This is a genomic window from Acidithiobacillus sp. YTS05 (assembly GCF_024396695.1).
Taxonomy (GTDB): Bacteria; Pseudomonadota; Gammaproteobacteria; order Acidithiobacillales; family Acidithiobacillaceae; genus Igneacidithiobacillus; species Igneacidithiobacillus copahuensis.
On record NZ_CP094359.1, the window covers coordinates 1,154,565 to 1,168,110 of the forward strand.

At 55.5% G+C, this 13,546-nt stretch carries 14 protein-coding genes and 1 tRNA gene; 5 read left to right on the forward strand and 10 right to left on the reverse strand.

The window, feature by feature from the left end; genetic code table 11:
• Nucleotides 1-36: 36 nt before the first annotated feature.
• The 8 genes from MQE22_RS05770 to MQE22_RS05805 all read right to left on the reverse strand — a co-directional run bounded on the left by MQE22_RS05770 (nt 37) and on the right by MQE22_RS05805 (nt 7,222).
• The gene (locus MQE22_RS05770) at nt 37-1,095 is read right to left on the reverse strand and encodes a site-specific integrase (RefSeq protein ID WP_215872594.1); all 1,059 of its coding nucleotides are present in this window, start codon (nt 1,093-1,095) and stop codon (nt 37-39) included.
• A 110-nt stretch (nt 1,096-1,205) separates the two neighbouring features.
• Nucleotides 1,206-1,281, reverse strand: a tRNA-Thr gene (locus MQE22_RS05775).
• 60 nt (nt 1,282-1,341) lie between these two features.
• Entirely contained in the window at nt 1,342-1,506 is a 165-nt protein-coding gene (locus tag MQE22_RS05780; RefSeq protein WP_215872593.1) for a hypothetical protein, read from the reverse strand.
• A gap of 60 nt (nt 1,507-1,566) precedes the next feature.
• Nucleotides 1,567-1,932: a cytochrome o ubiquinol oxidase subunit IV gene (locus tag MQE22_RS05785; RefSeq protein ID WP_215872592.1), complete on the reverse strand. Its 366-nt coding sequence runs from the start codon at nt 1,930-1,932 to the stop codon at nt 1,567-1,569.
• Nucleotides 1,929-2,564, reverse strand: a complete 636-nt coding sequence (locus tag MQE22_RS05790) for a cytochrome c oxidase subunit 3 (protein ID WP_215872591.1) — start codon at nt 2,562-2,564, stop codon at nt 1,929-1,931. Before MQE22_RS05790 ends, MQE22_RS05785 begins: the two co-directional genes overlap by 4 nt.
• A gap of 64 nt (nt 2,565-2,628) precedes the next feature.
• Nucleotides 2,629-4,782, reverse strand: a complete 2,154-nt coding sequence (locus MQE22_RS05795; protein ID WP_215872590.1) for a cbb3-type cytochrome c oxidase subunit I — start codon at nt 4,780-4,782, stop codon at nt 2,629-2,631.
• Between the two features lie 25 nt (nt 4,783-4,807).
• Entirely contained in the window at nt 4,808-5,776 is a 969-nt protein-coding gene (locus MQE22_RS05800) for a ubiquinol oxidase subunit II (RefSeq protein ID WP_215872589.1), read from the reverse strand.
• 255 nt (nt 5,777-6,031) lie between these two features.
• Nucleotides 6,032-7,222 carry an NAD-dependent epimerase/dehydratase family protein gene (locus tag MQE22_RS05805; RefSeq protein WP_226827141.1) on the reverse strand — a complete coding sequence of 397 codons (1,191 nt, stop codon included), beginning with the start codon at nt 7,220-7,222 and terminating at the stop codon, nt 6,032-6,034.
• Nucleotides 7,223-7,412: 190 nt separating this feature from the next.
• Here MQE22_RS05805 and MQE22_RS05810 point away from each other — a divergent pair, with 190 nt between their 5' ends.
• A complete protein-coding gene (locus MQE22_RS05810; RefSeq protein WP_215873317.1) occupies nt 7,413-8,801 on the forward strand; it encodes an MFS transporter in 1,389 nt (462 codons plus the stop codon).
• Here MQE22_RS05810 and MQE22_RS05815 read toward each other — a convergent pair whose 3' ends face one another.
• Entirely contained in the window at nt 8,802-9,818 is a 1,017-nt protein-coding gene (locus MQE22_RS05815) for a glycosyltransferase family 4 protein (protein ID WP_215873318.1), read from the reverse strand.
• On the reverse strand, nt 9,815-10,624 hold the full coding sequence (locus tag MQE22_RS05820; protein ID WP_215873319.1) for a UDP-2,3-diacylglucosamine diphosphatase: 810 nt from the start codon (nt 10,622-10,624) through the stop codon (nt 9,815-9,817). The genes MQE22_RS05815 and MQE22_RS05820 overlap by 4 nt, the downstream gene beginning before the upstream one ends.
• 197 nt (nt 10,625-10,821) lie before the next feature.
• Between MQE22_RS05820 and MQE22_RS05825 the strand changes: the two genes are divergently transcribed.
• The 4 genes from MQE22_RS05825 (at nt 10,822) to MQE22_RS05840 (ending at nt 13,512) form a co-directional block, all read left to right on the forward strand.
• A complete protein-coding gene (locus MQE22_RS05825; RefSeq protein WP_215873320.1) occupies nt 10,822-11,607 on the forward strand; it encodes a winged helix-turn-helix transcriptional regulator in 786 nt (261 codons plus the stop codon).
• Nucleotides 11,608-11,703: 96 nt separating this feature from the next.
• Nucleotides 11,704-12,390: a MotA/TolQ/ExbB proton channel family protein gene (locus tag MQE22_RS05830; RefSeq protein ID WP_215873321.1), complete on the forward strand. Its 687-nt coding sequence runs from the start codon at nt 11,704-11,706 to the stop codon at nt 12,388-12,390.
• Nucleotides 12,390-12,788, forward strand: coding sequence for an ExbD/TolR family protein (locus MQE22_RS05835; RefSeq protein ID WP_215873322.1), 399 nt, complete (start codon nt 12,390-12,392; stop codon nt 12,786-12,788). The genes MQE22_RS05830 and MQE22_RS05835 overlap by 1 nt, the downstream gene beginning before the upstream one ends.
• Nucleotide 12,789: 1 nt before the next feature.
• Complete coding sequence (locus MQE22_RS05840) at nt 12,790-13,512, forward strand: energy transducer TonB (protein ID WP_215873323.1); 723 nt, start codon at nt 12,790-12,792, stop codon at nt 13,510-13,512.
• The last annotated feature ends 34 nt before the right edge of the window (nt 13,513-13,546 follow it).

Here is a 13,546-nt window from a genome sequence, read left to right on the forward strand (position 1 = left end):
CGTCCGACATCACTGGCACTGACCCCACGACAACCTCTATCCCAGCCGCTTCGCCAGATCCTCAGCCCTGAGATGAGTGTACCGCTTCAACATCTGCAATGTCTTGTGGCCGGTGATGGTCGACACTTCCATGGGGTTCAGGCCTTTCTCGAACAGGCGACTGGTGGCCTCGTGCCGCAGATCGTGGAAGCGCAGATCCTCGATCTCGGCGCGCTTGCAGGCACGGGCAAAGGACAAGTGGATCGCCTCATAAGTAGTTCCGAAGACCTTGCCGTCCAGAGAGCGCGACAATCCTCGCAAGACTTCGACGGCAGTAGATGAGAGTGGCACGGTACGGGCGCTGCCGTTCTTCGTCTCTGGCAAGAAAGCTACCCGGCGGTTCAGATCGACATTCTTCCAGAGCAGGCCGGTGGTCTGGATCGGGCGATTGCCGTCTTCGTCGGTCTTGCCTTTGGTCTCCAGGATCTCGCCCGCGCGCATTGCCGTTTCGATGGCGAAGCGCACGACAGGCAGGAGCCATGGATTCTTTGCTTTGGCGCATTCTCTAAACAGGCGTTCTTCTTCATCACCCTGCAGGCGACGGTCGCGGCCCTGGGGGAGCTTGGGCTTGCGCTTTCTTGCCACTTGCACCGGATTACCCAACGATTCCATGCCCCATTCCGTTGCCGCTGTTGTGAATAGATGAGAGAGCAAGGCGAGATGCAGACGAATGGTATTGGCGCTTTTGCTCTCGCGTTCCATGTCGGAAATGGCATTGGCAATGTCCTTGGACCGGATCCGTGCCAACGCGACCCGTGCAAGAGGTCGTCCCTGCCACTGCCGAATGATCGAGGCCTCTTTGCTTGCCGTCCGTTTTCGACTGGACACTTCTTCCCGGTATCGGTCAAGTGCATCTGCCAAGGTGGTGGCTTCGGCTTCGGTCCGATCGCGCCACGCTCCGCGTTCCATTTCTGTTTCCACGGACTTTGCCCAGGCTTGCGCTTCGGACTTGGTTCGGAAGGTCTTGACCTGTTGCGGGTAGCCTTTTTTTCGTATGCGAACCTGCCAACCGATGCGAACATCTTGGTCGTCGAACCGGGGAGAAATAGTTGCCATGCGTCACCTCCGCGACAGTGCCTTTCCGGGCTCAGTGTCGCGCCAGTGGAGCGAAAAATCAATGGAAAAGAAAAAGGCGGGAGGAAACCTTTCCAGGTCATTGAGTTTATTGGTGCCGGCAACAAGAATCGAACTCGTGACCTTCTGATTACAAATCAGCTGCTCTACCTGCTGAGCTATGCCGGCATTCGATGCGCATTATAGGGGGTTGTTGCAGGTTCACCAAGCCTGGCTTGCAGCTCAGGATCACTTCGTCAGGGCGTCCCTGATCGGCATGTCTTGAGCTGTTCCGGGCGTTTTCCGATCCTGATCGAGCTTCAGGATGCGGCGGAGGATGATCATTCCTGCCACGAGAGCAAAAACGAATAGCGCCAACAAAACGGCGAGACCGATTGTGATTTCTGGGCTCATACTTTGCCTCCGTTTTGCAGTAGGGCACCCGCCTTACGAGGGCCCCGACCGCGTTTTTGCTCAGTGCATTCCTGGCATGCCCGGCATCATGGGCATGGTCCGCATGTACAGTTGTGAGAACATCCACCAGGTGAGACCAATCGTGATGATGAACAACGGAATAAACATTACCAAAGCTACGGTGTTCCAGATGTTGTGTTCGGAGATATCGATATGCAGAAGGAAATAGACTTGGGCAATGATGGCAATACCCGCGCAACCAATAATGGCCAACAGTAGGCCGAAAGATGGCAGAACGTGATCTTTTACCAGAATCGTAGCGGCGAGCATCAGTAGAGAGGAAACCACGAATCCCGTGATATAATTACGGTTCGTAGCCATCTGTACTTCAGGATGATGAATGGGATCGCTGTGTCCATGACTCATGACATATACCCCCAGAGGTAAACAAATATATAAATGAACACCCACATGACGGCCTGGAATTGCCAGAACATGCGCAGACTAATGAGACGGCCTACGGTATCCTCCGTGAAACCCTGGCGCATGATTTGGTAAAGCATGACGAGCATCCAGATCAGACCGACAAAAATGTGCGCTGCATGCACCTGAGTCAGGGCGTAAAAGGCGGATAATCCGCCACTGGTCTCCGGAGTGACGCCGATACTGATCATGCGCAGCACGTCATGGACATTCAAGCCCAGAAATACCCCACCCAGCAGCATGGAGGCAATGATACCGTTTACTACTCCGGCCTTGCTGCCACTTTTGAGTGCGGTCATCGCAAAACCATAGGCCAGAACACTCAGAAACAGCGCCATGGTTTGGATGAAAGTATACCAGGGTGCGACAAACTGTGCCGGAGTGGGGCCAGTGTAATAGCTGTGGCTGTAGCTGAGAACGCCGTAGGCGGCAAAAAGAGTGGCAAACAGCATGCCATCACTCAGTACATACATCCAAAAGCCGAAAGTTCTGGTGGAAATGACGTCGTGCCCTTCGTAGTCGTCAGACCACAGCACTACCTCATTGGGATCCACCACCTTGTCTTGAGCATGCATAATAACTCCTTAGTATTCGAAACCGGGGCCGATGGCGAAATTCGCGATCAGCCCCAAGTGGTGCTTACAGATGTCGGGAATCGCTCGGTGGAGTCAGCGGTCCGGAGGCATCGCGATCGAGCGCTGCATACGCAGTCACCGTACCGCCGGAGAAGCCGCCACCGTGCGGAACCTGGTGACTATCGTCACTCAGCATGCGTGCCTTGGATTCGCGATCCATTTCCTCCATTTTCTCGGCAGGAATGATGTAGCCGGGATCGCCTTTGTTGGAGCGATAAATCATGAGAATGACCGCAAGAATCAAAGACGCGAGGGTCAGCCACCAAACACGCCAAGTAAGCCCAAAGCCTACCAAGAAGGTCAACGCACCAATGTACAAAGCGATAGGTGTGTTGTTCGGCATGTGGATCGCCTTGAAGTGATCTGGCTTCTTATCCATGAAGCCATGTTCACGACGCCATGCGACTTCATCCAACGCATTGATATGCGGCACCATGGCAAAGTTATAGAAAGGCACAGGTGTGTCGGTTAGCCATTCCAGGCTGCGGGAAGTACCCCAAGCGTCGGCGGTGTGTACGCGATTAGCGTGACGATCGCGAATACTCACATACAACATCCAGAGGAACGCAAGGACCGATAGTACATAGACAAAGATGCCAATTTCCTGCACATCGAACCAAGCTCCCCACTGGGGGTTGAATGGCCAGTCCAGACGCCGCGTTTCGCCCATGAAACCCAGCATAAACATGGGGAAGAATACCAGGAAGGTTCCAGCGGAAAAGAGCCAGAACATGATCTTTCCCCAGACCTCGTTGAGTTTGAAGCCATAGATCTTGGGGAACCAGAAAATGATGGCGCTAAATACCGCGTAGACGATACACAGCAGCATCATGTGGAAATGTGCAACAACAAAGACGCTGTTGTGTACCATATAGTTGATGGCTGGAATGGCCAGCATCATACCGGTCAGACCGCCGATGAGCAGCAGGAAAAGTGCCCCGATGGACCACAACATGGCAGCCGAGAAAGTCAGGCGACCGCGATATAGCGTAAAGGCCCAGTTGAAGACTTTGACGCCCGTTGGTATGCCCACCAGCATGGTTGCGATACTGAATTCCGTACTGACATACGGGCCCATTCCCATGGTAAAGAAATGGTGCAACCAAACGATCCACGATACGCCCGCGATGGCAAAGGAGGCCAACACCATAGTGATGTAGCCAAATATAGGCTTCTCGGAAAATGCCGGGATTACCTCGGAGAGCATGCCGAAGGCGGGAAGGATAACGAAATAGACTTCTGGATGGCCCCAGAGCCAAAAGAGATTGGTATAGAGCATCAGATTGCCACCGAATCCGGCGGTAAAGAAGTGGGTGCCCAGATAGCGATCGGCGCCTACCAAGGCCAGGGCCACCTGCAGACAGGGAAAGGAGGTCAGGGCGATGATGTTTGCAGAAACCGCTGTCCAGGTGAATACCGGTAAACGGCCCCAGGTCATTCCCGGCGCTCGCATTTTCACCACCGTGGCGAGAAAGTTGATGCTTCCTAGCGTGGTCCCGAGGGCAACCAACTCCAAAGTCCAGATCCAGTAATCCACCCCAACGCCCGGGCTGTACGCCATTTCAAAAATCGGCGCATAGCCGAACCAGCCATTGTGGGAGAAGTCGCCCACGAAGAGCGATATCATGATCAGGAAAACCGCTGCGGTGGTGATCCATAGACCTAGGGCATTGAGGTACGGATAGGCCATATCGCGGGCGCCGATCTGTAACGGTACGATGATATTCATGAGGCCTACCAATAGCGGTGTTGCCGCTAATAGAATCATGATCAACCCGTGGGCACTATAGATCTGGCCAAAATGGAATGGTGCCAGATAGCCATGAATTGCCCCCATGAGCTTCATGCCATTATCGCCGGGGCCGTCGCCGAGGGCTTGCTGGGTGCGCATCATCAAACCATCGATGAAGCCGCGAAACAGCATGATAAGCCCCAGGATGATATACATGATGCCTAGTTTTTTATGGTCGACGGTGGTGAACCATTCTTTCCACAAATAGCCCCACTTACCGTAATACGTTACTCCAGCAATCAAAGCAATGCCGGCGAGTACAATTACTATAAAGAGTGGTGCCAGGATAGGATTGGTGTAGGGGATTTCGGACAGCGCCAAGCGTCCCAATAATGGACTCCAAGGTCCAGGTACGTTAACCAACATAGCGAATCTCCATGCTGTCTGCGACTTATGCGCGATGTTCTGCGGCTTGAATTTTCAGGTAATGGAACATGTTTTCGGTCATGAACATAGGCAACGGCCACTTCTTGCCATTCATGACCTCCAGCATCACATGATCAAACAGGCCAGGTTCTACACGACCCCATGCCGGTGTTTTTTCATGCACGTTGATATAGGGTTCGGCAAAGCGGTTGAATTGCTGGTAGCTCATGGTATCAGGATTGTTTTCCATCATCTGGGTCCAGCGATCAAAATCCGCTTTGCTGACCACGTGTGTTTTGAAGAGCATCCACGACATACCTGCACCACAGTAATCGGCGGCGATTCCTTGATAGCTGCCCAGGTGATCGCTCATCAAGGCGTCTTTGGTGCGCATACCGGGCATTACGTCGATCATGCCGATGAGTTGAGGGACGAAGAAATCCGTCGTAACGGCGGTTGATGTCAGGCGGAAAAACACCGGTGTATGGGCGGGAATTACCAGTTTGTTGGCAATGGCTATGTGATGATACTGCGGATAAATGAAAAGCCACTGCCAGTCGGTGGCGATTACGTCGATGTCGATGGGATCACCATTGGGCTTCAGATGTTTGGTGACCGCTGTGGGATTGTAGGGATTGACGGCAAAGCTGCCATTAACTGAAACCGCCCAGGCGAGAAAGCCTACGGCGATGATGGGAATGCCCCAAAAGGCGACTTCCAGTGTATTGGAATGTGCCCATTTGCCGTCGTAAGCACCCCGATTACTGCCTTTACGGTACTTCCACATGAACCAGACGATAAGTAGTGCCGTGACACCGACAATGGCGAGCATGACTCCTACATCAATCATCATATAGATAAAGCTGGCATGCGCTCCGACGCCTTTCGGGTCGAAGATCCACCAGGGCGAACCCTTGGCGCAGCCGGCCAACGGTAGGGTAAGTGCGGGGGCCAGCGCATACTTCCCCCGACGAGTGAATTTGCGGAATAGCATGTAATTTCTCCTAGCGTATCCAGAGATAACTTAGTCTGAACATTGATCTTTATAGCTTACAAGTCGCTACATGCACAACGTCGAATTTTCTATGCTTTGTTTGTGCGGTTATATAAAAAAAGAGTCTTATATTGATGTATTATAATATTTCAGGTTATTATAAACGTAAAAATATACATCATTATACTTAATATAAGTAAGTATATTATTTCCTGTTGGATGCACCAGTACGTGGCTCAGGATGGCCTGCTGAATTTAATTTTGTGTGCGCCAGCGGGAACGTGCCGGAATTTTGCTGCTTTGACAGCGATGCTGATACTTTCCCGCAACTTCAGATACTTCGGCCAAAAGCCCGGCAGAAAGAGTAATGGGCTGCAATCCCAGGTTTTGCAACCCCTGGTTTTCCACTTGGAGCTCGTTTTCTACTTGTTCATTGCGGGGGTTGTCAACGAATTGCATTTCCGCGCCGGTGAGTTCATGAATCAGACGGGCCAGGTCGCGCACGCGATGGGTTTCCGTGGTTTGGTTAAATACCCGAACGCGCTCTCCGGTCGCGGGTGGGTGCTCGATGGCCAAGCGAATGCACTGTACGGTATCGCGAATGTGAATAAAGGCGCGAGTCTGGCCCCCGGTCCCGTGCACCGTAAGGGGGTGGCCGACCGCCGCTTGCAAAATGAAGCGGTTGAGAACGGTGCCAAAATCGCCATCGTAGTCAAAGCGATTGATCAAACGCTCATCGTACAGAGTCTCCGCAGTCTCCGTACCCCAGACGATCCCCTGGTGCAGATCCGTAATCCGCAGCCCGTCGTTCTTGTTGTAGTAATAGAAAAATAATTGATCCTGGGTTTTGGTCATGTGGTAAATGGAGCCGGGATCTGGTGGATAGAGAATTTCTGTCTCTTCTCCTTCTTCTTGGTTTTCGTGGGACAAAATCCGTACGCGCTGATATCCCTCCGGCAATTTGAATCGCGAAGTTTTATAGCCATATACTCCCATCGTTCCCAAATGAACCAAGTGGGTATACTCCTCCAGACCATTTTCGACAATGGCGCAGAGGACGTTATGGGTGGCATTGAGATTGTTATCGACCGTGAAACGTTTGTGCCAGGAAGACTTCATGGAATAGGGTGCCGATCGTTGCTCGGCAAAATGGACAATGGCATCCGGGCGCCACTGCCCGATCAGGTTCTTGAGTTCAGCATAATCACGGGCGATGTCCAGCGTGCTGAGACCGAGATCGTGTCCGCTGACGTCGCGCCAGGCTTCGATGCGCTCCGAAAGCGGGCGGATCGGCGTCAGCGACTGCACCCCCAGTTCCTCGTCCTGGCGACGGCGCACAAAATTATCGACAATATGTAGCTCGTGGCCCCGGGCTGAGAGGTGCAGGGTCGTTGGCCAACCACAAAAACCATCACCACCCAATACCAGAATTCGTTTTTGCATCATGAGTCGTTCCTATCATTGCTTGTGGAAGAGTAGGCGAGAGTCGGGCGTCATGGCAATGCTCAGCGGATTGTCAGGGAATATGACAAGATTATTACAAATAGGAGCCTTGTCCGGCCGATATGCCACGTTCATAAAAGTGTCATAATAATATGCTACGCTTCGAGTTTCGTCAGAACACGCAGGTGCATTCATGGATGCGGTCAACGCTCTCGATCGGCAGGCGGTCACGCGGAAACATCGGCGCATATTGTGGGCCTCAGGTTTGGGCATTTTTCTCGATGGCTATGACCTCAGCATCATGGCGATCGCCCTCATTCTGCTCAAGGAGCAATGGCATCTGACGCCATCCGAATTAGGGGGGCTGGGTACAGCGGCGCTGGTGGGCGCGCTGGTGGGAGGATTATTCGGTGGACCGATTGCCGATCGCTGGGGGCGTAAAACGATCTACCTGATCGATATCGCTGCATTTTTCTTCGCGGCATTGCTCTCCGGCTTTGCCTGGGATGCCACCTCACTGATCGTTTTGCGTTTTTTCCTGGGGCTCGGGGTGGGAGCAGACTACCCCCTGAGCTCCACCTACATGGCCGAATTCCTCCCCAAAAAATCACGTGGTGCGGCAATGACCTGGATTTTCGGGCTGTGGATGGGAGGGGCGCTGGTATCAAGTATCGTTGGGCTCCTTCTTCTGCACACCGGTCCCGACGCCTGGCGATGGATGCTGGTTTCCGGCGCAGTACCGGCGGTGCTGGTGCTGTGGCTCCGGCGTAATTTGCCGGAGTCACCGCGTTGGTTCATCCGTCGTGGCCGCCTGCAGGAGGCCAGCGAGGTCGTCACCTGGCTCGCGCCGCAGCTCAGTGAATCCGAGCGGCACGCCGCGTTACAAGAGCTGGCCGCCAGCATGGATGGGGCAAAGCAACACAATTGGTTCGATCTGTTCGGCAAAACCTATCTTCGCCGCACCCTCTATGCCGCCATCCCCTGGTTTCTGATGGACGTGATGGGATACGCCATGGCCATCTTCCTGCCTATCATGCTGTTGCATCTGGGGCTACACACGCAGGAGCAGGCGGTGATCGGGAATGCGCTTTTCACGGCAAGCTTTGTCTTCGGCTGGGTACCTCTGGCCCTGCTCATTGACCGGATCGGTCGGCGCAAGACGCAGATCTGGGGTTTTCTTGGGGACGCCGTCGGTCTGGCACTGGTTGGTGCCTTCGCCCTAACGGGGCAACCGCCCTTCGCCATCGTCGCCGTGGGCCTGATCCTTTTTCAGGTCGCCAACAGTTTCGGGCCCGGCAACACTACCTGGATCATTCCTACCGAGCTCTATCCGACCGAGCTACGCGCCAGCGGTCATGGTTTCAGTACGGCATTCAGTCGGGTCGGCGCTGCCACCAGTGTCTTTTTGTTGCCCATTCTCCAGGCACATTTTGGCATCGGTGGCTTGCTGCTCATCCTGGCTTCCGCGGGCCTGTTGGGCGCAGTGCTGACGCAGATCCTGGGGGTAGAGATGGCGGGCGAGACCTTACCGGAGACGGGTGGCAAGCCGGATCCCGAGGTGATTGCCCGGGAAGCGGCCTGATTACGTCCCCTGCACCGGAACCAGGTGGCGGAGAAAATCCGCCGTACATTTGTCCCAGCTATACTGCAGGGCGGCGTTGCGACAGTCGTCGCGGCGCAGGTCCAGCGCAAGAATGGCTGCCTCCCGCAGGTCATCACGCAGAAAGCCGTTGATCCCATCGACAATACTCGCTTGCGGACCTGTGACCGGATAAGCCGCCACGGGCACGCCGCAGGCATTCGCCTCGCGTATCACGAGACCGAGGGTGTCGGTACGGCTGGGAAAGACCATGACATCGGCAGCTGCCACATGGCGGCTCAGCTCCTCGCCGTGCTGCATGCCATGCCAATGCACATCCGGGTATTGTTCACGCAACTCCGCAGCCTGCGGTCCGTCGCCAATGATGTGCTTGCTGCCCGGCAGTTCGAGGCGAAGAAAATCTTCCACATTCTTTTCGATGGCCACCCGACCAAAATACACGAAGGCTGGACGCTTTCCCGGAAGCAAGGCGGCCGGATCCTGATCTGGCCAGGGACGAAAGAGATCGCTATCGACGCCGCGGCTCCACTGCACCAGATTGCGGAAACCCCAGCCCCGCAACTCGTCGGCCAAAGCGACATTGGACACCATGGTGTGTGCGGCGCCGTTATGGAACCTGCGCAGGAAAGCATAGCTCCAGGCGAGGGGTACGGGGGATCTGGCGGCTAGATATTCCGCAAAGCGGGTATGGAAGGACGTGGTGAACTGCCATTGGTGGCCTGCGCACCATAGCCGTGCGGCAAGGCCGAGAGGCCCTTCGGTAGCGATGTGTATCGCATCTGGGCGGTATTCCTGGAAAGTCTGTCGGACCAGGGCGAAAGGCTGGGTAGCAAGAGGGATTTCTGGATAGCTGGGACAGGGTATGGTGGCACCCGCACCGCTATGAAGCACCCGCACTTCGTACCCGAGCCTTTGCAGTTCCTGTACCGTCGCCTGTAAGGCGCGGACGACTCCATTCACCTGGGGGGACCAGGCATCGGTAACCAAGGCGATTTTCATTCTGTCTCCAGATCCGGCCAACGAACCAGCCGTAGGGTGCCGTCAAAGTCCTCGACCAAGGCGGTGCAGCTCTCCACCCAGTCGCCATCGTTGTAGTATTCAATGCCGTTCATCTGCTTGATTTCGGCGTGATGGATATGGCCGCAGACCACACCGTCATAACCGCCCCGGCGGCATTCCCGGGCGACGAATTCCTCGTACTGGCTGATGAACTGGACGGCACGCTTGATACGATGTTTGATAAAGGCGCTCAAGGACCAATGACTGCGGATCCCCAGCAGTCGGTTGAGGCGCTGATGCCATCGGTTTAGAGTCAGCAACAGGCTGTAGCCGCGGTCGCCCAGATGCGTGAGCCAGCGGGCATAGTGCATGCTGAGGTCGAATTGGTCGCCGTGGGTGATCCACAAGCGCCGTCCGTTGGCGGTTTGGTGGACACAATGCGGAACAATCCGGATTTCTCCCACAGCGAGTCGGTGCTCGTCGCCCTCCAGAAAGGAGTCCAGCAGACCCAGAACGGGATCGTGATTGCCCTGTACGTAGGTGACCTGCACCCCTGCCCGGGCCTGACGCAGCACCTTCTGAATGACGGTGCTGTGGGCAACGGGCCAGTACCAGCGCCGTTTCAGGGCCCAGAAATCAATGATGTCGCCCACCAGATAGAGGTACTCGGCTTCGTAGTGGCGAAGAAAATCCAGTAATGCCTCGGCCTGACAGCCCTTGCTACCCAGGTGGATGTCGGAAACAAAGATGGCCCGGCAGTTGCCGCGCCAGGTTTTGGGGAGTAAGGCTTGCTGCAATTCGGTCATGCAGGATGTTTTGGCCGAGGATCTCGGCGAATTATAGCCAGGTCGTGAAAGTTTTGTCTCGCATTTTCGCGATATCGTCCGTAGTCAGCATACTGTCACAAAAGTGTCATAAAAGATTCATAAAAACGTCACATAAAAACGTTACACTACTGCGTCAGAAAGCCTCATTTGTACGCAAAAACGCACAGGGGATCACCATGATCTATGCCCTCATCGCTGAAAGCATGCATCACGCCATACACCTGCGTGATCTCTTGACCCTGCTTGCCGCCACCCGCTGGGAGGAGATCGATCCACTGTACCATGCACGCGTGATGCTGCATGGCGATGGACCCTTCACCGATTCTCTGGAGAAGCGGTTGCGTAGCCAGCGGGCCGTGCCCAGGCAGGTACAGAATGTTGCGGCGCTCGGTACACAGTTGCGGCAGTGGTCGCCGCAGCTGCTGATTTTCGCTGACTGGGGCAGCCAGCTAGCTGCCACCTTGCAGGAGAGTCAGGAACAACTTCTCCATTGTGGCACAGCGGTTATGGCGCTCGGTCCTGAGGGCGACGAGGAGGCGATGATCGCCCTCGACGCCGGTGTCAATGTCTACGTGGGAACGCCTGCCAGCGAGGCACTAGTGCTGGCCCAAGCGACTGCGCTGCTGCGGCATGGACACGCTTGGGAACAAATGGCGATCGATATTCCGGGGATCCTGCGTGTCGATCCGGAAAGTCGTCGCGTATATATCTTTGACAAGGAATTGCACCTGACCAAACGGCTGTTCCACTTGTTTCACTACATGGCGCAGCAGTCGGAACGTGCCTTTTCGCCGACGGAGATCGCGCAGCACCTGACGATGAGCAAGAGGCAGGTGCAACAGAACACCGTGGCGGCGCAGATTCACCGTCTACGCAAACGGATGGAGGAGGTCGATGCCTCCAGCTGGTTGCAGACCGTGCACGGATTTGGTTATCGCCTAAGCATTCCGCGGGCGAAATAAGGGCTTTCAAGTGTCATATTTTTGTCATCTAGGCTTCATCATAGTGTCACATGATTCTGATACGTTGAGGCCTTCGCAAAACAGGAGAGTATTTTCGTGAACATCGCTTACCTCGTACATCTGGCCAACTATTCCGATGGCATCCTATATTTCCTGATGGCTCTGTTACTGATCGAACTGGCCGTCATGGTCGACCGCTTCTGGTACCTGCGCCGCACCTTGGCGCGCGGTGACGCTATCGTTCACGAACTGGCCGGTCATGGTCGACTGGACCGTGCCGTACTCGACCGTCTCGCCGAACAGGCTGGCGGTCTGCCGGAAGCGAGCCTGTTGCGCATGGCGGCCAGCCATGCCGGCCAGGTCAAGGGCGATGCCCTGGCCAATCGTCTGGAAGAAGCGGTGATCGTGCTCGCTCCCCAACTTGATCGCCGTCTCTGGTTGCTCGATACCATCATCACCTTGGCACCGCTGCTCGGTCTCTTTGGTACGATTATCGGCATGTTCCACGCTTTCCATGTGCTGGCAGCGCCAGGTCATGCACCCACGGAAGTTACCGCGGGCGTCGCCGATGCCCTGGTGGCCACGGCCTCTGGTCTTTTTATTGCCATTCTGGGCCTGCTCACCTTCAATGCCTTCAACAATCAGGTACGCATGATCTTGTTGCAGCTCGATTCGGTGAAGACCATGCTGCTCAATCGCATGGATGGACAGCCCATGCTGCATCCCGATGCCGATCCCAGTGAATCTTCAGTGCAGCCAGTAGCCATGGCGAGGGCCGGCTGATGGAGCGGCGTTATTTCGAACGCAAGAAGGGGCGCGTCGAGATCATCCCGATGATTGACATCATGCTGTTTCTGCTGGTGTTCTTTATCATGATCACGATCCAGATGATTCCGGACCAGGGCCTCAATCTGCAGCTGCCGCAGTCGAGCGAGGCGAAGCAGTTGCCGCGCCCTCACATGACCATCAACATTCAAGAGGATGGTACGGTAGTGGTCAAAAATCAGCACTATGATCTGGCGGGGCTCGAGAATCTTATCCGCGGGGACGGCGATCCGGGCAAGACTGTGATTACCATTGCCGCGGACAAGGCCGTGGCCTACCAGAAGTTCATCAACGTCATGGATACCTGCCAGAAGGCGGGCGCCAGCGATATCGGCCTGGCGGCCAAGGCGAGCTGAGATGAGCGCTGTACTGTCTCCGCGTTCCCCGGCGCCTCAGCCCAAAGGGTATTTCGGTCGGGCGTTGATCATCGGTGCCGTCATCGAGCTTGCGCTGGTGGCAGGACTGATCTGGGTCAGCAACCAGAAGAGTCCACCGCCACCGCCCAAACCCAAGCGGATTGCCATTCATATGGTGCAGCCGCCCAAGCCCAAGCCGGTGCCGCCACCACCCAAGCCGGTGGTACACCCAAAGCCGCTACCGAAGCCCATTCCGCATCCGGTGCCAAAGCCGGTTCCGCACCCAATCCCACATCCGGTGGTGCATCACGCGCCAACGCCCAAACCATTGGTGGCCAAGACGCCTATGCCCATGGCACCCGTCGTGCCGCCAGCACCCCCGGTGACGCCGCCACCGCCGCCTCCGCCAGCACCGAGTCCGGCCTTGGCTCAGGCCGCTATTGCTCGCTATGCGGCCTTAGTGCGCGCACAGGTGCAATCCGATGCCCATGTACCGGAAGCGGTACGGCTGATGCACCTGAGTGGTACGGCGGTGATCAGCTTCGAATTGACACCCTCCGGCCAATTGCTTTGGGCGCGGCTGGCGCAATCGAGTGGAGTGGGAGCGATTGACCGCGCTGCCTTGCAAGCGGTCAAGAGCGGAGCGTATCCGCCGTTTACCAAAGATATGCCGAAAAAAGCAACAGTCTTTGATGTAGAAGTACATCTATCTGCCAATTCATAATATTGCTCAGGCACGGGTAGCCGGCAATCTGGAG

Bases quoted from the DNA above. Each gene is read 5' to 3' on its own strand.
- MQE22_RS05825 (WP_215873320.1), top strand. From the start codon at position 10,822: ATGATCTATGCCCTCATCGCTGAAAGCATGCATCACGCCATACACCTG.
- MQE22_RS05770 (WP_215872594.1), bottom strand. From the start codon at position 1,095: ATGGCAACTATTTCTCCCCGGTTCGACGACCAAGATGTTCGCATCGGT.
- MQE22_RS05795 (WP_215872590.1), bottom strand. From the start codon at position 4,782: ATGTTGGTTAACGTACCTGGACCTTGGAGTCCATTATTGGGACGCTTG.
- MQE22_RS05815 (WP_215873318.1), bottom strand. From the start codon at position 9,818: ATGAAAATCGCCTTGGTTACCGATGCCTGGTCCCCCCAGGTGAATGGA.
- MQE22_RS05810 (WP_215873317.1), top strand. From the start codon at position 7,413: ATGGATGCGGTCAACGCTCTCGATCGGCAGGCGGTCACGCGGAAACAT.
- MQE22_RS05820 (WP_215873319.1), bottom strand. From the start codon at position 10,624: ATGACCGAATTGCAGCAAGCCTTACTCCCCAAAACCTGGCGCGGCAAC.
- MQE22_RS05780 (WP_215872593.1), bottom strand. From the start codon at position 1,506: ATGAGCCCAGAAATCACAATCGGTCTCGCCGTTTTGTTGGCGCTATTC.
- MQE22_RS05790 (WP_215872591.1), bottom strand. From the start codon at position 2,564: ATGCATGCTCAAGACAAGGTGGTGGATCCCAATGAGGTAGTGCTGTGG.
- MQE22_RS05800 (WP_215872589.1), bottom strand. From the start codon at position 5,776: ATGCTATTCCGCAAATTCACTCGTCGGGGGAAGTATGCGCTGGCCCCC.
- MQE22_RS05785 (WP_215872592.1), bottom strand. From the start codon at position 1,932: ATGAGTCATGGACACAGCGATCCCATTCATCATCCTGAAGTACAGATG.
- MQE22_RS05840 (WP_215873323.1), top strand. From the start codon at position 12,790: ATGAGCGCTGTACTGTCTCCGCGTTCCCCGGCGCCTCAGCCCAAAGGG.
- MQE22_RS05805 (WP_226827141.1), bottom strand. From the start codon at position 7,222: ATGATGCAAAAACGAATTCTGGTATTGGGTGGTGATGGTTTTTGTGGT.
- MQE22_RS05835 (WP_215873322.1), top strand. From the start codon at position 12,390: ATGGAGCGGCGTTATTTCGAACGCAAGAAGGGGCGCGTCGAGATCATC.